This is a genomic window from Nicoliella spurrieriana, assembly GCF_023380205.1.
Lineage (GTDB): Bacteria > Bacillota > Bacilli > Lactobacillales > Lactobacillaceae > Nicoliella > Nicoliella spurrieriana.
Genome location: NZ_CP093361.1, coordinates 1,650,056 through 1,669,384 on the forward strand (window position 1 = coordinate 1,650,056; position 19,329 = coordinate 1,669,384).

General features: G+C 39.5%; 23 protein-coding genes. 8 read left to right on the forward strand and 15 right to left on the reverse strand.

Going from position 1 to position 19,329, the window contains the following annotated elements:
- Positions 1–5: 5 nt before the first annotated feature.
- Both phnC and MOO44_RS08385 read right to left on the reverse strand, forming a co-directional pair.
- Complete coding sequence (phnC, locus tag MOO44_RS08380; RefSeq protein WP_260116661.1) at positions 6–761, reverse strand: phosphonate ABC transporter ATP-binding protein; 756 nt, start codon at positions 759–761, stop codon at positions 6–8.
- 90 nt (positions 762–851) lie between these two features.
- Positions 852–1,784, reverse strand: a complete 933-nt coding sequence (locus MOO44_RS08385) for a phosphate/phosphite/phosphonate ABC transporter substrate-binding protein (RefSeq protein WP_260116662.1) — start codon at positions 1,782–1,784, stop codon at positions 852–854.
- Between the two features lie 317 nt (positions 1,785–2,101).
- Here MOO44_RS08385 and MOO44_RS08390 point away from each other — a divergent pair, with 317 nt between their 5' ends.
- The 3 genes from MOO44_RS08390 (at position 2,102) to MOO44_RS08400 (ending at position 5,968) form a co-directional block, all read left to right on the forward strand.
- Positions 2,102–2,875: an acetoin reductase gene (locus MOO44_RS08390; RefSeq protein ID WP_260116663.1), complete on the forward strand. Its 774-nt coding sequence runs from the start codon at positions 2,102–2,104 to the stop codon at positions 2,873–2,875.
- A gap of 162 nt (positions 2,876–3,037) precedes the next feature.
- The gene (locus MOO44_RS08395) at positions 3,038–4,675 is read left to right on the forward strand and encodes a CAP domain-containing protein (protein WP_260116664.1); all 1,638 of its coding nucleotides are present in this window, start codon (positions 3,038–3,040) and stop codon (positions 4,673–4,675) included.
- Between the two features lie 117 nt (positions 4,676–4,792).
- Entirely contained in the window at positions 4,793–5,968 is a 1,176-nt protein-coding gene (locus MOO44_RS08400; protein WP_260116665.1) for a hypothetical protein, read from the forward strand.
- Between the two features lie 476 nt (positions 5,969–6,444).
- On the opposite strand, the gene MOO44_RS08405 is transcribed toward MOO44_RS08400, so the two are convergent.
- Positions 6,445–7,137 carry a helix-turn-helix domain-containing protein gene (locus MOO44_RS08405; RefSeq protein ID WP_260116666.1) on the reverse strand — a complete coding sequence of 231 codons (693 nt, stop codon included), beginning with the start codon at positions 7,135–7,137 and terminating at the stop codon, positions 6,445–6,447.
- Positions 7,138–7,441: 304 nt separating this feature from the next.
- Here MOO44_RS08405 and MOO44_RS08410 point away from each other — a divergent pair, with 304 nt between their 5' ends.
- Complete coding sequence (locus MOO44_RS08410; protein WP_260116667.1) at positions 7,442–7,942, forward strand: hypothetical protein; 501 nt, start codon at positions 7,442–7,444, stop codon at positions 7,940–7,942.
- Between the two features lie 71 nt (positions 7,943–8,013).
- Positions 8,014–8,529: a hypothetical protein gene (locus tag MOO44_RS08415; protein WP_260116668.1), complete on the forward strand. Its 516-nt coding sequence runs from the start codon at positions 8,014–8,016 to the stop codon at positions 8,527–8,529.
- Between the two features lie 43 nt (positions 8,530–8,572).
- Here the strand turns inward: MOO44_RS08415 and MOO44_RS08420 are convergent, their stop codons facing one another.
- The 9 genes from MOO44_RS08420 to MOO44_RS08460 form a co-directional block, all read right to left on the reverse strand.
- On the reverse strand, positions 8,573–9,835 hold the full coding sequence (locus tag MOO44_RS08420; RefSeq protein WP_260116669.1) for a glycosyltransferase family 2 protein: 1,263 nt from the start codon (positions 9,833–9,835) through the stop codon (positions 8,573–8,575).
- A complete protein-coding gene (locus tag MOO44_RS08425) occupies positions 9,835–10,248 on the reverse strand; it encodes a hypothetical protein (RefSeq protein WP_260116670.1) in 414 nt (137 codons plus the stop codon). The genes MOO44_RS08420 and MOO44_RS08425 overlap by 1 nt, the downstream gene beginning before the upstream one ends.
- A gap of 241 nt (positions 10,249–10,489) precedes the next feature.
- Positions 10,490–11,086: a hypothetical protein gene (locus MOO44_RS08430; protein ID WP_260116671.1), complete on the reverse strand. Its 597-nt coding sequence runs from the start codon at positions 11,084–11,086 to the stop codon at positions 10,490–10,492.
- 11 nt (positions 11,087–11,097) lie between these two features.
- Positions 11,098–11,691, reverse strand: coding sequence for a hypothetical protein (locus MOO44_RS08435; protein ID WP_260116672.1), 594 nt, complete (start codon positions 11,689–11,691; stop codon positions 11,098–11,100).
- 183 nt (positions 11,692–11,874) lie between these two features.
- On the reverse strand, positions 11,875–12,054 hold the full coding sequence (locus MOO44_RS08440) for a hypothetical protein (RefSeq protein WP_260116673.1): 180 nt from the start codon (positions 12,052–12,054) through the stop codon (positions 11,875–11,877).
- Between the two features lie 125 nt (positions 12,055–12,179).
- Positions 12,180–13,346 carry a DUF3290 family protein gene (locus MOO44_RS08445; protein WP_260116674.1) on the reverse strand — a complete coding sequence of 389 codons (1,167 nt, stop codon included), beginning with the start codon at positions 13,344–13,346 and terminating at the stop codon, positions 12,180–12,182.
- Positions 13,347–13,419: 73 nt separating this feature from the next.
- The gene (locus tag MOO44_RS08450) at positions 13,420–13,911 is read right to left on the reverse strand and encodes a GNAT family N-acetyltransferase (protein WP_260116675.1); all 492 of its coding nucleotides are present in this window, start codon (positions 13,909–13,911) and stop codon (positions 13,420–13,422) included.
- 102 nt (positions 13,912–14,013) lie between these two features.
- The gene (locus MOO44_RS08455; RefSeq protein WP_260116676.1) at positions 14,014–14,208 is read right to left on the reverse strand and encodes a hypothetical protein; all 195 of its coding nucleotides are present in this window, start codon (positions 14,206–14,208) and stop codon (positions 14,014–14,016) included.
- Between the two features lie 9 nt (positions 14,209–14,217).
- Complete coding sequence (locus tag MOO44_RS08460; RefSeq protein WP_260116677.1) at positions 14,218–14,415, reverse strand: type 1 glutamine amidotransferase family protein; 198 nt, start codon at positions 14,413–14,415, stop codon at positions 14,218–14,220.
- Between MOO44_RS08460 and MOO44_RS08465 the strand changes: the two genes are divergently transcribed.
- The 3 genes from MOO44_RS08465 (at position 14,384) to MOO44_RS08475 (ending at position 16,203) form a co-directional block, all read left to right on the forward strand.
- Positions 14,384–14,701, forward strand: a complete 318-nt coding sequence (locus tag MOO44_RS08465) for a hypothetical protein (protein WP_260116678.1) — start codon at positions 14,384–14,386, stop codon at positions 14,699–14,701. The genes MOO44_RS08460 and MOO44_RS08465 overlap by 32 nt on opposite strands.
- A gap of 71 nt (positions 14,702–14,772) precedes the next feature.
- Positions 14,773–15,204 carry a hypothetical protein gene (locus MOO44_RS08470; protein ID WP_260116679.1) on the forward strand — a complete coding sequence of 144 codons (432 nt, stop codon included), beginning with the start codon at positions 14,773–14,775 and terminating at the stop codon, positions 15,202–15,204.
- 18 nt (positions 15,205–15,222) lie between these two features.
- Positions 15,223–16,203, forward strand: coding sequence for an alpha/beta hydrolase fold domain-containing protein (locus MOO44_RS08475; protein ID WP_260116680.1), 981 nt, complete (start codon positions 15,223–15,225; stop codon positions 16,201–16,203).
- Between the two features lie 83 nt (positions 16,204–16,286).
- Here MOO44_RS08475 and MOO44_RS08480 read toward each other — a convergent pair whose 3' ends face one another.
- The 3 genes from MOO44_RS08480 to eno all read right to left on the reverse strand — a co-directional run bounded on the left by MOO44_RS08480 (position 16,287) and on the right by eno (position 19,309).
- A complete protein-coding gene (locus tag MOO44_RS08480; protein ID WP_260116681.1) occupies positions 16,287–16,577 on the reverse strand; it encodes a hypothetical protein in 291 nt (96 codons plus the stop codon).
- A gap of 40 nt (positions 16,578–16,617) precedes the next feature.
- Positions 16,618–17,910: an MFS transporter gene (locus MOO44_RS08485; RefSeq protein WP_260116682.1), complete on the reverse strand. Its 1,293-nt coding sequence runs from the start codon at positions 17,908–17,910 to the stop codon at positions 16,618–16,620.
- A gap of 112 nt (positions 17,911–18,022) precedes the next feature.
- A complete protein-coding gene (gene eno / locus MOO44_RS08490) occupies positions 18,023–19,309 on the reverse strand; it encodes a phosphopyruvate hydratase (RefSeq protein ID WP_260117340.1) in 1,287 nt (428 codons plus the stop codon).
- Positions 19,310–19,329 lie beyond the last annotated feature (20 nt).

Consider the following 19,329-nt stretch of genomic DNA (forward strand, 5'->3'; position numbering starts at 1 on the left):
TTATCTTAATGCCCCGCTTTATCATAAATTTTATCAAAATCACCATTAGAAACGTTATTGATAGGTTGATCATAAACCAACTGTCCACTCCGTAACCCAATGATTCGACTAGCGTACTTCATTGCTAATTCCACTGAATGCAAATTAACAACAACCGTAATCCCTAGCTGTTCATTTAAATTCTTTAAATCATCCATCACGGCTTCAGAAGTGACCGGGTCTAGTGATGCTACGGGTTCATCAGCTAAAATAATCTTAGGATCTTGCATTAAGGTTCTGGCAATTGCCACCCGCTGTTGCTGTCCGCCGGATAGTTGATCAGTTCTTGTGTATAATTTATCCAACAAGTTGACGGTCTTTAGTGATTCAACCGCCTTATTCTTATCCGCTTTGCTAAATAAGCCCAGGACACTCTTCCAAGTCGGATAAAAACCCACCCGGCCGTTCAAAACATTGCGTTGGACGGTTCTTTGTTTAACTAAGTTAAAATTTTGAAAAATCATCCCAATGTTCCGTCTTAACGCACGCAGTTTTTTAGATTTATAGTTCACGATTGATTTACCATCAATTAGGATATCGCCACTTGTGATATCATGCATCTTGTTGATTGATCTTAAAAGGGTACTCTTCCCGGCTCCAGAAAGCCCCACAACAGCTATAAATTCACCCTTTTGAATCTCTAAATTGATATCTTTAAGTCCAATCGTTCCACTATCATAAACCTTTTGGACGTCCTTAAAAGCAATGGCTGGTTCTATCATTTATAAAATCTCCTCCATAAATTAATAACCTGTAATAACCCTACTTGAGAGTTAATTACAGGTTACTAATCATAATAAAATATTTAATTATTATTTATTTAATTCTTCAGCAATTTTATCGTACTTCCGGATAGAGTTAAAATCGCTATCCTTAGCATTTACATATCCCTCATGGGAGTAAACGGATGACATGATTTCATGTCCCTTCTTGGTCTTTACGATCTTCTTAAAGGCATCAGCAATCTTCTTTTGCCACTTCTTACTCATATCACCACGAACAGTAATCGTGTCATTAGGAATCTTACCAGTAGTATAAATTGGTACAACTTCCTTCATCACATCTGGAGCATCTTTAGTAACTAAAGTCCGAGCACCCTGGAAAACAAATGCTGCATCGGTATTCTTGTTATATACAGACAATACTCCTTGATCATGGCCCTTTACTTGAACCGTCTTAATATTATCCTTATTGATATTTACGCCATGTTTTAACATTTCAACCGCTGGATACACCCAACCAGCGGTAGAGGTAGTATCTTGAACCGCAATCTTCTTACCCTTTAATTGCTTAAGGTTCTTGATGCCGCTACCTTTATGAACCAAAATTTGAGCACGGTAGTAGTTCACTAATTTTTTACCGGTTTTATCGTCAGGTTCCGTCCGGTTATAACGTAGTGCTTGAAGTAACACCTTAGCGTTATATTGTTTGTGAGCTAAGACATATGCGTCAGGTGGTAAGAAACCAACGTCAACTTTCTTTGAACCCATTGCTTCAACGATCGTATTGTAATCGGTCGAAACACTAACATTTACAGGAATGCCTAGTTGCTTTGAAAGTAAACCTGCCAATGGCTTAGCCTTTGCTTCCATGGTATTTGCATTTGATGAAGGCACAAATTGAACAGTCAATTTCTTAGGCGTATAATCTCCTGAACCATTTGAAGACTTGCCCCCACAGGCGGTCAATAACACTGCACTCAATAAAAGCACACTGGCTGCCGCCACTTTCTTAAAGAACTTCATACCGCTATCTCTCCTCATAAAGAAATGAAATTATTATGTAAGATGAACCCGAACATAAATATCTTACAAATTAATAATATCAAGTTTTTCTTAAGATTTCAAAGTAAATTTGTAAAAAATTAGCCATTTTTTTGTAAAATGTTTGTATTTTATCCGGCTTTTGTAGTTAAACATTAATTATAGTTAACATATTAATGACCTCATTTCTAGAAAGATACAGAGCGCATTGGCCGAATCAATCCAATTAATTGAAATTCACACAAACTAGCTATACAATAATTGTGAAAACATTAACAATTACCTTTGGGGGAGATTAAATGAGTAAAAAAGTAGCTTTAATTACCGGTGCTGGTCAAGGAATTGGGAAGAGCATCGCATTACAACTAAGTGCAGATGGCTTTGAAGTAGCATTAACTGGTCGGCACCTAGACAAGATGCAAGCAGTTGCTGATGAAATCAATGGTAATGGCGGTCATGCAATTGCCATTCAATCAGATGTCCAATCTAAGGCCGAAGTCGATCAAGCGGTAGCAGCAACCGTTGCAAAACTCGGTCAATTAAATGTATACGTTAACAATGCTGGAATTGCAGTGGTTGATCCAGTCGCAGAAACGACCGAAGCTGAAATGCGGCGACTATTGGATATTAACGTCATGGGGGCCCTTTTTGGAATTCAAGCTGCTGCTAAGCAGTTTAAAAAGCAAGGTACTCCTGGTAAAATCATTAATGCATCATCCATTGCGGGCCACGAGGGCTTTCCAATGCTCGGTGGTTACTCCGCAACTAAGTTTGCAATTAGAGGACTGACCCAAGCTGCTGCTAAGGAACTGGCTAAGGATCACATTACCGTTAATGCTTACTGCCCTGGAATTGTGCTCACTCCAATGTGGGATGAAATTGATGATAAGCTCACCACACTAGAAAATAAGCCCAAGGGGTCTGCTTTGAAAGATGCAGTTGACGGAATCGCCCTTGGCCGCGGTGAGGAACCAAAGGATGTTTCCAATTTAGTATCATTTTTAGCAAGTGATAAAGCCGACTACATTACCGGACAGGCAATCCTAGTTGATGGTGGAATTAAGTACGTTTAATCTAAACAATAAATTAAATCAATCACGGGGTGGTCCTTTAATTAGTGCCATCCCGTTTTAGCATCATCAATAATGATTGATTTTAAGTTTTACACAAATTAATTATTCATTGACAGTTGTCATTGCCAATACTATATTTAATAATATTGGAGATGAATAATTATGAAAAAAATCAAATTATTATTAGCAACGACCGTCATTGCGACGTTAGGTACGGGCGTTACATATTCACAAACCGCTAGTGCAAAAGCCCCAAAAACCATTCGGGTATTTAAATTCAGCAATCAATATAGCACCCCCGTGCTAATCAGTAGCAGTAATCAAAAATATACCGGCACACTAAAAAGGGGCACTAAAATCAACTACCATAATCGGAATTATTATTACATAAAACGTTTCCATGGATACATTGCTGGGGGGAAAGCACATTTAAAACTATCTTTAGTTAGCTATCCCGGTTCCACAGGCAAGGCGGATGCCACTCATAAATACATTGTCAGTTCCAAACACCATAGCGCCCCCATCATGGATCAACAACAATTTCATCAATTAATTAATCAAAAGGCAGATGGGAGTTTTGGTGCCGATAGCGGATTTGAAAATTACCGCGTTCACATTATCAAGACCCAAACCGTTGCAGGGTACTCTTTTACAGAAATCGATCAACTAACTGGAAACCATGATCGGGAAAAATCATGGATCTATTCCGGATATTTAGGTAACAAAAGAAACGTGCACGTTAAGTACGTTAGTTTAGATAAAATTTACGCAAAACAAAGTAAAATTTTAGCCAATCAAAATCAATCCAGTGATTCCGATAGTAATGATCAGAATAGTGGTAAAAATGATCCGAAGCTATTTACTACCGATGAAATCAATCAAATTCAGGAATATCAAAATGAAGCCAATGCAATTGGTAACGTTACTAACCCCTACTCAGTTAAACCTGTGTACCAAAATTCGTTTAATGTTGGCCAATTAAATCCCGCTTTTATTCAAAACACGGTCGATTGGCTCAATTTTTATCGAAAAATGTTTGGTCTTTCTGAAATTCAAGATGACAGCAATTGGGATTCTGCAGCTCAATATGGAGCAACAACGCTCGCAGCAGCAAATCAGGGATTGAGCCATGGGCTAGTTGGTTTTAATAAACCCGATTTCATCAGTCAAGATGATTGGCAACGTGGAATCGATGCTACTGCATCTAGTAACCTAGCATCTGGGGTTAGCACTCCTTATGATATTATTAACACCTACTTAAATGATAATGGCGATCAATATCCAGGCCACCGGCAATGGTTATTTGGTAATATCGGTAAAATTGGTGTCGGGCAAGCCGGTACCTATAACGACTTAAAAGTATTTGAAAAATCCGAACATAATGACGCCATCTTTAACATTACCAATAGTGCCCTCCCGTTTCCTAAGGCCGGCCTATGTCCAATTAACTTAGTTGACGGGGCCTATTGGACCTTATCATTACCATATGAGCTATCATCTTTCCCTAGTTATTCCTCGCATTATCACGTCCTTTATAAAGATGCTAGCACTGAAAGCGATCAATATGACCCTAGTCGTGATTCTAGCACGGTTACAATTCATGATAATACTGCTAATCAGGATGTGCCAGTTTCTAATGTTGCATTGGCTGGTGATTCCGGGGATGGAAATGTTTGTTTTACTTTCAAGCCAGATGACCAATATATCAAGGTCGGTCATAGCTACACGGTAACGGTCACCGGCCTTCCCAATAATCAAACCTACACTTACACCACCAAATTATTTAATTTAAAGAGTTAAGCCCGTCCCGTCAACGACTCACAAATCACCCGAATTTTCAATGCTAGTATTTTAAATCTGAGCGCTCTAAAATGAAATTGTTGCAATAGTTAGAGTTAAGTATACGAGGTGATTGTCATGATTCATTTAAAAGAATTTCAAGCACTACAAGCTGCCATTTTGCACAGTTCAAATAACACCAATCAGTTACTACATCAATTTTTTGACCGTAACTGGGATGAAATTCATCGGGTCGTTAATTTAGAAGATGCACTCCCAGATGCCGTTGTTGACATCTGGTGGCTTCGAAAATTAGCCGACCAAAAAGCACTCCCACTGGATGATGAAATTGACGATGGCATCGTAATTGAAACCATGAATCGTTTAGCAACGGTTCAAACTGAGTACCTGGTAAATTTTAAAGCACAGCTTCCAGCCGAATCATTGGTATCAGTTAGCACCATTATGAAGGCCCTTGATAATTGGTATGCTCAGGCCCAAAGTAATGATTCAGACGAATTGGAAACCCATCCGTTAGCTCAACTCTGGATTGAAAATCGCGAATCATTTGCGGTGATGATGGATAATGATCGTTCATTTAACCGAATCGACCGGCGGTTTAAAATCCTGCACTTTCTATCGAATACCAAATTCAGTTTTACTCAAGCAATCGAGATCTTCCGTCAGCTCCGGCAATTCTGTTTGCAATACGCATTTAAAACCACTTTATTATCGGACCGGATGTTTGATCAATGCATCGAAGCAGTTAAGCAAGATCCGCACAATTTAATGCCAGTAGCCAAGCTCATTGAAATCAATGAAAATAAACTAAATGCCGTGATCAACCCTCGTTTTGGTGCCACAAGTAAACAAATAGCAAATCTGATGATCATTAGCAAAATTGCCAAGGGGCAAACGCCAATTAATGGTGATATTGCAGTTGATCAGTTAATCAAGCGGCTGGGAACCCTTAAGAACACCTACATTCGTTGCATCATTCAAAGAAATTCGCTTCAGTCTACTTTAACCAGTAGTGATTTTAAGGCCGCCTTTAGTTTTTGGGACGAGCCAGAGTACATGGGGATGGAGACCGATCCGACTCCAATGGCCGAATTTTGGCAAAAACATCAAGATCAAGTCGCTGAACTAATTGGCGATTACTCAATCTACAAACGTATTAACATGGTAATGGAAACCATTATTAAACAACAACTTACCCGATTAAGTGATGAAGATACCGTTGCGTTATACCACGCCTTTCAGCTCATCATGGATATGTGCCTAGCAAAAGAGGCGGCCATCACGAACTTATAATTAGCTCCACCCCGAAAATAGCCATGCATTTTAATGGCTATTTTTAAATTTGTATCATTGTTGATCTAACAGCTTTTATTGCGGATGATAAATTGAATTGTTGGATTAATGATGTTAATTCATCCTTAAATTAACATCATTTTCAGTCGAAATTAAATTTTAACCACCTAATCCTGCATCACTACACAGAACTTAATTACAGCAGTTATTTTCAGGATTTTAAGAGATAATCATCAATGCTAATCTATATTTAAACAAATAAAGGTGGTTGATCAAATGTTCAAAAAATTAAAGCAGTTTCTCCATAATGTAAAGATCATTCTAAAGGGAATGGGAATCGTATAAGTAGTCATTTTATGCTCTCTCTTTGCCTCCGTTACCTATTTATATACTAAATTAGTAGTGTACGGACAAGAACGCTAAAGAGCTTGGACAAGCCAACGTTAACCACGTTGTTTATCCAAGCTCTTTTGATTTTAGTTATAAAAGCGGTGGCGATAACCGGTAACTACCCCGATTAAATTGACATATAATGGACTATCAACCGGATCATAGAGATGGTGGGTATTTAAATCAGGAACGATAATTCTTTCCAGGTGATGGTAATTATCATTCACTAACGTCCATGTTTTATCATCATTGAACCAGACCCGCTTGGCGACATGGGGAGTAAATGAAGGTGATGCGGATCGATGCGTCTTTAACCAAAATAAGCCAATCATGCCATTTTGCAGCTGACAGTGCGAATCAACATCTAATACCGAATCCTTTGGGATCGTTGGTTCCATATCATCGCTTAAGTAATCATAAACCATGGTCTCGGGATGTTGTTTTTCAAATGCTTCATCGCGTTTGATCTGAAAGTCAGCCAGTTTAGTTCCCCGATCAAATTCACCTAACAAATTAAAAAACAATTCGTCATGCAGCTTCATTAATTCTTCATCAGTGTAGGTATTATTCAAGGTTTTGGGCGCAATTTGGAACAAATCTGCCAACTTATTTAAATTATGACCTTCTGGAACCTGTTTTCCCTGCGACCAATTAGTAATCGTTGTGTTAGACACCCCCAGGCGCTTGGCAACGTCCTTCTTCTTCAGTCGTGAATTAACGAGTTCGCGATTGAAGTTCTTTGCAAACGCTTGTTTATATGAATCGCTCTTTTTATCCATTATTATCACCCACAAACGTTGATTTTAGTTTTCAATCAATCATGATGAACAAACCCTATTATAGCGCGTTTTAAAGCTAACTCAATTTAAAATAGTTGGATTTTATCATCCGAATTTTCGCATTTGATGCATATTTGCTGGTCCCAAATAAACTTTCCCCCATTCTAACCCCTAGCTAGCCATAACTACTGATATCCCAACCATTTTCAGGGTGTCTTTCGAAAACATCCCGCGATAAAATGTAGTTACTGAATCAGCCACTAGTGCTGACTAAGTAAATTCATTTTTAGAAAGGATCCTGCCGATGGAAAATAAAGTGTTTCTAAAGCAAATGTTCGATGCGAAATCGCTAGTCATCTCGGTTAATGACAACGTCTTAAGCGTTTTAGCTGGTGATCACACCGAAACCGTTGCAGAGGCCATAACGGCGTTTAAGCAAATTCCGGTTGACCAACGTACCCTATTCATTAAGATGAATTTGAATCATCATCAGTTGGAAGTTTTTACCGCACTACTGACCGAACTCATGTATGCTGACAACGACTACCACATCAGCTTAAAGTCGGAACTACAAAAGGTGGCGTTAGATTCATTTTTAGAAGCAGCTGACCAGGCTTTCGCACTTTATAGTAAACCCACAATTGAGATTACGATGAAGGCCTTTGACCTCTCGATCGTCATTAATTCCATTTATGATTTTATTAATGATAACTTAGTTGAATTAGAGGAGAACCAGGTCGCCGTGCTCGACACCGTCGCTGAGCTAATGACCAAGCAGTTTAACACCTGTGTCAAACAAATCTAATTAGCAGCCATTTGATTGAATGAATTAGCAAATCAGTCCTAAGCAATGTCAGTATAGAAAGGATCCTTTGAATGAAAAAAGTACTCTTTACGAACTACCATATCGATGATAAATCACTAATTATTTCACTGGATTGGGATGGCAAAATTACCGTATTGCCACTCGTTAATCAAGATGTTAATTCTTTCGAGGACGTAATCAAACGTTTCCAACAATTGCCGGTCGCTGAACGTCATTTGTACATTCAAGTCGTTATCCCCAACCTAATGGCCAAGTACTGTGCGCAAATGTTAACTGAATCCCCCACTTCAAACAATCATAATACGATTGACTTTAAAATGGTGGTTGATAAACGAGCATTAAAGCCATTCATTGATAGTATTAATAATGGATTAAAAGCTGATTCAACCCTTCCATATATCGCACCGATTATCGAAGCAACCGATTTACAAACGATCATTGATAATATCCAAAAGCTATTAAATGATCATAAGGATCAATTTAATAAGAATCAACGTGCATGGATTGGTGCACTGGCGATTTTCATGCAAGATGAACTAGATGCATGTCTAAATGCAGTTAAATAAATAACACAAGGGGGCTCGACCAGACTGGTCGAACCCCCTTTTATTATCGTGGACTTTGCCACGTTCCAGAAGAATGGCCGAAAAAGATGGTTTTACATGCCAAAATAAAGGTCATCACTAGTGAAACGGTATTTACCAACCATAAACATGAAATATACAATGGCGCCACCCAAAGATACCGCATCTTCATGCCAAATTGATCATAATTTAGCGATAGGATCAATTGAACGAACCCCATCAGATACTCTATTGCCACTAAGGCCATGTTCACCGTCCATAGGTTCAACAGCCGTGCATATTGATGGGTCAGTAAAAAATCGATGTTCATGATCACCAGTACAACCGTAGCAATAAATAACGCAAAACTCCATAGAATGCTTAGGGTATTATCAACGTAGATTGGTAGTTGCCGATGCATCCCAATTGGCGAACACACCATCCGCCGAAAGTTATATAACCAGACCTCAGTCCCCCCTTGCGACCAGCGTTTTCGTTGGTGGTATAGGCTAGGAATATCTTCCGGGACCAACATGTGAAAGACGATATCTGGTGAAAACTTTGTCTGCCATTGATAATAAGCCATATCCCAAGCAATGCTAATGTCTTCGGTGGCCCGATTCTGCCTGAAACCGCCGACATCGATCAATGCATCACGGCGATACATCGTATTGGCCCCACTAAAGGCGTACATGCTTCCTGACACCGCGGTCTGGGTCCGCTTAATCCCACCCACGATACTGGTAAATTCAATGATTTGTGATTTTGCAATTAAGGTCGTCCGATTATTTACATCCATATTAGCGGTGACAGCGCCAACGTTCCGATTTTTAATTCCGGTAAAGTACGTCAAATACTTATTGATTGCATTCGGCTCCGGGAGCGTATCTGAATCGTTACTTAATATAAACTCACCATTCGCAAAGCCGATCCCCACGTTTAATGCATGGGCTTTTCCATTATTATTCGAAATATGAACCACGCGTAGATTTTGATACTGTGCTTGCAGGCGTTTTGCAATATCAAGCGTATCATCAGTTGAACCATCATCCATGATTAACACCTCGTAGTGACGATAACAGAGTCGATTTTCCAAATATTCAATCGTCGGTGTCAACGTTGAGTGCTCATTATGGGCTGAAATGATAATTGAGACCAGCGGCTCATTTGATACCACTGGATAATTATTAAAATGCGTAATTTTACTGCTACACAGGTATTCATACCAGATAATTCCAAATGAAATATAAATGGCCCCTAAAATGGGGTAACAAATCAAGCTGAACGTTAACAGGCCTAGCCAATTCATTAATGCCCATCTCGCTTATCAATATGGTGGTGTTGATATAGTTTCATAAATTCATCCAGCGGGATATTATTATCAACATCCACTGAATAGTAATCTAGGTCCTTAAGATTGGTGCCAAATTTAGCTGCAAAGTAATTATCAATAACCATCTTTTTATTTTGGACCCCATTTAAATTATAAGTAATTCGTCGATTAAAGTTTCTTTTAATCTGCCAATTATTTAACAACGTTAAGACCAATGATAATAGTCCTAAAATAACCGTCCATCCTAAAAAGAACATTAATAACGAAACAATGTCTGAAGCAACGGATTTACGGGTTTCAGGAACTAGTAATAAAAGTCCAATCAATAAAAATGGTGCTAACACAACGATCCAAAAACCGATGATGATAAGATTTGATGATTTCTTCATGGCGCTTCCCTCTGGTATTAAGATTTAAGTATTATTGAACCTTCAAATTAAAACAAATTATAAAATTATTTATACTATTAAACATTATATCAGTAACAAGATTGAATACACATGCTAATTAATCCGCCCTAAATTCCAGTAACAACCTCCAATTAACCGCATTGGTAGTAGCTCAATTTATTTATTATGTATCAATCCTAGTTACCCATCCTAAAATCAATTGAGTTTCACCGTCCTGAAATTATAAGTTAGTAAACACCGCGGCTTTAGCTAAGTATACCGCTTCCAACGTCTTAAAATTACGATGTAAGAGGACCGCATCCTGAGTAGACAAAATGGTAATATCACTTCGATCCAGTTTATCCATCATCTGCTTGAAACCCTCATAGACTGCATAGTCATTAATGACTTCCCCAATCGCATATGCATGTTGGTTCCAAAAGTTAACAATTGGGGTCGGATCACATTCACTCCCAAAGTACTCTGGTCGTTGCCAATAAATCAACGCCCGGTCAAAATCCGCCTCAGTCAGAAAATCAAACCGTTCGAATTTTTTAATTGTCAGATATAAATAATCCTTTCTAAGTCGCTCCATTTTATCAATGAGCTGTTTCACATCAAATGGATTCTCATTATCAATCAGCGTCCGACCATCAGCAATCATTTTAAGTTCAATTAGGTTATCAACTTGGGAATCATCGGCACCATATCGATAGTTAACGATTTCAGTCAGGGTGGCCTCAAAATTTTTAAAAAATTCCTGTAGTTGTGCATCTAAGTGCGCATGATCACTATCAAGCGCTGCAATGTATTTATCAAACATGTCCCTGTATAACATTTAAAAACCCCTTATAACCTGGTTAACACTTCTTTGCGAACTGAGTAGCGCAGGATCAATTGATTAAATGACCGCTCGATCAGACTCGCCGTCTTTTGATTCATCGCGTCCTTTGAAAAATCATGTCGATGCTGAAAAAAATAATCTAACAGCATAAAGACATCATCGTTATCCATAATAAAGGCAAGCGCATCCCGATGGGCATCCCAAAATTGCTTTAACGTCTGGACGTCGCGCTCATAGGATCCATCCTGTGCGACTACCTGTTTCCATGCATTAAGTGCATTCGAAAATTCAGCCTCTGGAATCAAATAATGGGTCTTAAGACTCGTTTGAAAATTAACCCAGTATTCAGCTTCGATGGAGTCCAATCGCGATAACGTCGATGCCGCCAAGTCACTATCGGCTGCGATTGCATTTTGATTTGCTAGTTTTTTCAACCACCATAAATCCACCACGACCTGTGGATTAGACTTTTGAAGGTTTACCATTGAATCCATCATTTGTCCATTCTCCATGAAAAACGTTTTTAAGTATTGATTGACCAAATCCGGATTAAATTGAATATTAAAATGAAGGTCTCTAAATACCCTTCGATGAATCATCCGATCACTCCTGTTCATTAACCTATAGTGTAGCAATTTTTAGGATAAAAATCTGCTTTTAACACCAATTATTCCATTTTAGACGAATCCATGTTAATAAAATAAAAACACGACCAATTAAGATTAGCCGTGTCAAATTTTCATTTAAAATTAATTTTAATTTTCAGTATTTTCTAACGCCAATTATTTTCCAGTGACCATTCGCTCTTCTGGATTAACACCCTGGGCGGCATTATTAGCCTCGTAAAACGAGCGACTAGCAAATTCACCGACTGAGGTGACTGCAGCAGTCATGATCATCTTGGAAAAGATGTTCTTAATGGTTTTGAATAAGCCAACGGTTGCTTTAGTATCTTTTTTCATAATAAGCCCTCCAGTGTGCATATAATTGCAATTAGATTTTGATTACAAATACATTGTACCACACTCAGATAATTTTAATAGAGTAAATTACTTATTTTTTGTAAAAAATGTTAAAAAACCTAACGTCAATTCACATTTGAATTTGAATTCCACAGATACTTTCTAATTCGACTAACGATGGTTTTATTTTTGATCTGAGGATATAAAATAAATGATAATTCGCCATCAATAATCTGGGCTAAAAAGACCTGTTTAAATGTAAATGACTTCCCCTTGACCACCAATCGTTGCTTTAAATCCTGCTCGGTCATATTAAGTTTAACTAGTGCATCATGATTAACTGCACCATCAGCAATCACAATGTATGCGTCACTTTGATTTTCATTATCAATGGTCAACGACCCGTTTCTTTCAATCGATGCATTCTTTACCTTACGATAATCATTAATGCCATTTAACCTCAGGTTGAACATTAAATCATCAGCAGACATCCCCATTTTTAAAATATCATCAATATTAACGTGCCCATTTTTGATAACGGTTCTGGGCTTTCCAATTAAGATATTTTTAAATAAATTAGTGTTTTTAGCTAAAATTTTTCCACCAAAGATGATAATGGACCATAGCAGTAAAATAATGGTGAATTGAAGGATCGTAATGGCCGAATTATAAATCATCCCGCCAATAATGCCACCCAGAACGTAGTTTTGCATCTGGTCAATGGTAGTGGACTGTGCCAAATTTGATTTTCCAGATAAGTCAATTTGAACCACTAGCATGATGAACCCCACGAGTAACTTAAGCCACAGGACAACGTAGCTATTATGAAACAGATTTAAGTTAAAGTCATTTCGATGCACATAGTTAATTTGCTGCCCCTTAATTGCATCAATTGAGTTTAACTTATAGCCGGTCTGAGAATCATTTACCGTAACAGAATAGTACTTACTCCCGACTTTAATGGTCATCCCATCTTTAATGACGTTGGAATCAGAATAAACATGATTTAATTCGACGTGGTGTTCAATACTAATTTGCTTTAAAAAGCGGGCCGTCTGCTGACCGTTAGAATAGCCACTATTGTTGATATTCGTAATTTGAATTCCCACCATTGCTAAGGCCACAAAGAGTGTCAAAATGATTAAATCACGAAATTTTAAGTTGGTTCGATTTTTTAAGTACTTAGTTCCGAGAACAATTAACGCAACCGCAAATAAAATCATGATCAATAAAAACGCATAGTTTAACCGATCATAATTTTGGTTTAAGTAATTATATGAATAAAAATTCATTTCAAATGCCCCAATCTTTTAAGGATTCCCCTAAATTATAGGCCTATTAAACGGACCAGTACAATCATTTCAATTAAATTGGCTTGACCATGTTATACCACACTTCACCAGCATGTGATGATTCCGATTCACCCTCATTTACGAATCCATTGCGTTCATAAAAGGGAATCAAGCGCTGCAAACAAGTCAGGGTAACCGCCAATCGATTAGACCGTTTAGCAACCATTTCGATTCGGCCTAGTAGTTCACTGGCAATTCCGTGCCCTCGTTCACTCGGCAATACTGCAATGCTCAACACAGTTTGGTAGTGATCAGTGGGTTGGTTCGGGGTCGACTTTTCATACAGGGCATCGTCCAAATAACGCCGATCATAGGCAGCCCCGACCACAAAGCCCACTAACTGACCAGCGTTAATCGCCACGATGAACGTATCGGAAAGCTTTGCAATCCGCTCCCGCATGGCTATTTCACTAGCAGCTTCAGCGGGGCTAAAGCCAGTTCGTTCAATCTGCATCAATGCATTTAAATCATTCATCTGGGCGTTTCTAAACGTAATCTGATCCATAATCAATCCCCCTTCAAAATTAAAAATAGAGCATCACTGATCACATCAGAAACGCTCTATTGATTTGATTATAACGCACTTAAGCTATAAAACATACCCGGATTATTCATTAATGTAGTCAAGCAACCTAAACATCAACCGCTGGTTTGCAACCGAAATTGGGTGGTTCGTAATCTCGGTAGCAATTTGCTTTAAAATGGTTCCCGCAACGTATGGAAACCCATTTGTGACCATTTCACGCTCGCCATCAGCGGTCTGCTCAAAATGAAATTGCAGGCCAATCACATGGTGATTCAACACAAAGCCTTAATTTTTTAATCCAGCAGTTGAAAATAGCAATTGCGCCCCATCTGGAATTTCGAACATGTCTTGATGCCAATGCAACGCCATTAACGTTTCCGAAATCCCAGAAATCACATCACTTTGTAGTTGCACCGGGGCCCAACCGACTTCCTTGACCGGCGATTTAATGATGAAGCTATTATCAATTAACTTCTCGATCATCGAAGATAACATCCGCGACGAACCTTTCTTGGCGTTTAAAAAACAGATTTTCCAATTCATGGCCATCTTACAAGCGAAGCTTTTAACAGTCGATCCTGAATTAAATCCAGCAGAAATTGAACGTATTAAATACTCAATGTTGACCATGATGGCAGCAATTTATCCGGTAACCCATGATGATGGCAATCACGTCACTTTAATGCAACAAATTAACCCTAAGTTCGCAAAGCCAAACTACGCAGAACTACTGTGGGAAAACATTGCACAAATTTTTGAGGTCCTTTAATCCAACTCAAAATCCTTTGCGTAAATTATGTTATGATAAAACTAAATACATTTGATATAGGAGTTGAGCAAATGAACCATCGTAAATCATTCACATCGTTAATTATTAGTGCATCCATGCTATCCGGACTACTATTCACTTCTGCCACCAATGTTAATGCTGCCAAGGCTAAGTGGCATTCCGGAACCCCTAAGGTGCTCCACGGTAGCTGGGCTGCTAAAAAAACTAATGGGGGCAGTGATGGTAAGACCACCATCAGCAATCAAAAGATTAATGAGACCCACCGGTTTGCACCAATCAATCCCGAAACCATTACTAAGCTCAAGTATAAGAAAACTGGCAAGCAAAAATATACCATTAAGGGTGCTAATATGTCGTATGCATCCTCTGGAATTATTTCTAAATATAAGTTCAAAGTTAAGGTTCATAACCACAACCAAATCTACTTCAGTGGCATTAGAACCGGTAAGTTTGGCGACGCTGCTATCTATCACCGGAAATAATGAATGGGCTTTTGTAATATGCAATCACGTAGATCATTCATCATGGGCTTCATGTTTGCAATTAGCATTATTGAAAAGTACACCGCGTTCATTAATCAACGTAGTCTACGAGCTCAGCTCGTTAATCAAATACTACCGTTGATTCCAGTGATCAGGCCACTTAATACTAATCGCAAGTTTCAACAAGCCATGCAAAATAGTAAGTTACCATATCAAGTCCCGCGTTGGATACAATGCCTGGGTTCCGTTCATCAATACCACGGCCAGAGCGCCATTTTTGAAATTGTTCCCCATTATGTTCAAGCAGCTAATCATGTCATCTTCTATCTTCATGGTGGTGCCTATCTTAACCCACCGACGTTACAGCACTATCAGTTGCTAACTAAGTTGGCTAATCAAACCGGTTGGCGGGTCATAATGCCAGTGTATCCTAAAACCCCGGCATATCATGCTCGAGATGCTCATGCAATGGTTATGGATGCGTATCAACAATTACTAAATGATGATACCATTGATTCAATCACTTTAATGGGTGATTCTGCTGGTGCTGGCTTAGGGTTAGCATTAATGCAACGAATCCGCGATCAAAAAATGCAACTACCTGCTAAGGCGGTGTTGATTTCACCATACTTGGATATTTCCAATTCTAATCAACAAATGCGAAATATCCAGCCTAGAGATCCAATGCTAAATATCGCAACCCTAGCTCAATTAGGCCTGCTGTACGCTGATGGAATTAGCGTCAAAGATCCACTCGTTAGTCCTATCTATGGTGATGCTACTGGGTTACCAGCAATTTTAATGGTCACCGGAACCGACGATATTTTGTCACCAGATGCAATGCGTTTTCAGAAAATGGCGGTCTCGCACCATTGGGAAGTGACTACCATCCGCTATCAAGCAATGAACCACGATTTCATGTTGTTCCCAATTCCGGAGGCAAGGGATGCACTTCACCGGGTAATTCAATTTATTCAAAAGGTGAGCCTAAGGGCCTGATAATAGTTGCGTCTCATGGAAGATAAATAATCTCAAATAACAAAAACGGGAACCAGTTAAAATTAACTGATTCCCGTTTTTTACTATTTAAAGCTAACTTGATACTGCTTATCATTCCATGTAAATTCAATCTTGGTCTCAAAGACCTGACTCATCTTAAATTCAGTCGAACTAACCACTTCTGGGCCAGCAGTGATGATAAATTTCAATTCAGCATTATCATCCGGTTGCTTGATTAATTCAGCATTGCTTTCATTTTGCGCTGCTAATTCAATCGTCAACCCTTCTAATTCATCCACCCCGGTAAATGTTTCATCCGGCTTAAATTTTTCCCTGCGTAAACACATTAAAAATGGCATTACTAATCTTTTCAAAAAATTTCACCCCTATGTTTTCAATACTAATATCATATCATTAATCACTGTGCCGTTGAATAAAGCGGTCGTCCTTTTTAATGTCACGGCTAAATACGTCAATGCTAAAGAACGCATATGCAATTAAAACCAACCCGCTTAGCACTAAAATATAACTACCATGCTCAAAGAAATCGAACAATCCGGTGTAAATAATGGTTCCGACCGGCATGATTGCAAAACTAGCGGTGTATAACGTTGAACTGACCCGCCCTAAAATTCTAGTCGGGACGGTGCTTTGCAGCCGAATTTCAACGGCGAGGTCAAAGATGGCAAATGCAAGGTCTAACAGTAACGCTAGCAGCAGACCCATGATGCCAATCATCAACTTGTTAGGGGCAACTGCAAATAATGCCCCCAGCCCGGTTAACGCTACTCCCACCAATCCCAATGATACCAACACCCGCTTTGCAAAGTGGCGTTGGTTTTTGAACCAGTTGGTAATCAAACTCCCCAGGAGGTAGCCAATTGCATAGCCAGTTTCAATCGTTGCAACCACGTCATTGCCCAAGTTTAATTCATTAACGATGATAAATGGCGCTCCCGTCACCACTGCGGTGTAAAAGAAGTTCACGACAATCTCGGCAATGATCGTATCGCGAATAAACGGCCGTTTCTTCATATAACGCAGTGTTTCGTGAAATTGTTGGGTCTGCGACACCTTCTTCCGGGGCGTTTGATGACCATCGACATTGTGAAAATGCAGGTGCATCATAATGATCATTGCAATGATGGTCGCCACAATTTCTAGTGCAATTAACCCGTTCACGCTAATCAACGAATATAACAACACCCCAAAGACCGGGGCTAAGACGCGTGAAGCAGAGGCACACGCCGTCGTTAGCGAACTGAGTTTTGGAATCTGACTCTCGTTTACGAACTGGCGAATCGATGCCGAATAAGCGGTATTGCGGAAGTTGACTAAGAATGAATCCAAAACAATAAATAGCGCCACCGGAATTAATAACCCGGTGCCACTAAAGAACGGCAATGCCACGCCCAACAAGACGAACCCGATAATGCGGAGTAGGTAGCCCCAAAAGATAATCCGTTTATGGTCGTGGGTATCCACAAAGTTCCCAATTGGAATAAACGTTAAGAGACTGACTAATGGAGCAATCGTCAGTCCCATCCCAAAGCTTAACGGTGACTTAGTAGCGTGTAATAACATAAAGCTGATGCCATATTGGAAAATCCCATAGCTAAACGCCCCCAGCGCGTTACTACTTAACGCCTTAATAATCTGATGATTAGATTCTCGATCAGTTAACTGTAAGCCATGATTTTCAGCCATTTCCAGCGCTCCTTAAAAAAGATTTAATTTCTATTTTACTGCCTGGCCTAATAATTCACAACTAAAAACGCCCCAGCCCGAAGGGACTGAGGCACTTGAATTCAATTTGAAATTAATCTAAATCAACATCATTTGGGTAGTGCGCAACTGGTGTTAAGTCATGCATTGCCTCTTCGATTCTTAAGATGTCGTTGTACTTTTCAACCCGTTCTGAACGAGCCATCGCACCAGCCTTAAGTTCACCACCATTAACAGCAACGGCAAAGTCAGCAACAAAGGTATCACCAGTTTCACCAGAACGGTGACTGATCATGGTTTTGAAGTTGTTCTTCCGTGCTAGCCGAACGGCTTCTAAGGTTTCGGAAACGGTCCCGATTTGGTTCAACTTAATCAAGAGCGTGTTTCCAGCGCCCAGCTTAATGGCCTTTCTGATAAACTTAGGGTTCGTCACGATCAAATCATCATCAACGATTTGGACTTTATCCCCTAAGCGCTTCGTAGCAGTTACGAAGTCATCCCATGAATTTTCGTCCATTGGGTCTTCAACGGACATAATTGCTGGATACTTATCGATTAAATCACTAACGTAGTCGATAAATTGTGCTGGTGTGTAGGTCTTGCCTTCAAAATTGTAATTGCCGCTTTCCTTATCAAAGAAGGCGGACGCAGCAAAGTCCATCGCAATTCCAATATCAACGCCGGGTTCATATCCAGCTTGCTTAATGGCCTTGTAAAGTGCTTCAACCGCCTCTTCGGTATGCTTCATGTTGGGAGCAAACCCACCTTCATCACCAACACCGGTCTCAAAGCCTTCTGCTTCTAAGACCTTCTTTAAGGTGTGGTAAACATCGGCAATCTTATTAATTCCATCACGGAAGGAAGTCTTCTTAAGGGGTGTAATCATAAATTCTTGAGCGTCGATATCGTTATCAGCGTGTTCGCCACCATTGATAACGTTGTGGAATGATTGTGGTAATTCTAGGTCCACCCCACCGAGGTATCGATAAAGCGGTTCGTTGAAGTAATCAGCAGCGGCCCGCGCCGTAGCCATCGAAACTCCCAAAATAGCATTTGCACCCAACTTAGCTTTATTAGGGGTGCCATCTAACTCGATCATGATTTGGTCAACTTGACGTTGGTCAAATGGGCTCACACCGTGTAAAGCGGTACTAATTTCGTTGTTAATATGCGCAACGGCCTTAGTAACACCTTTCCCCATTAATCGTTTGCCGCCATCGCGAAGTTCAATTGCTTCGTTTTCACCAGTAGAGGCTCCTGATGGCACTTCGGCTCTTCCTAACGTCCCATCGGTCAAAATCACATCTGCTTCAACCGTTGGATTTCCACGGGAATCAAATACCTCCCGTCCCTTTACTCGATCAATATAAACTTCGTTCAAACGCATAACACCAAATCCTT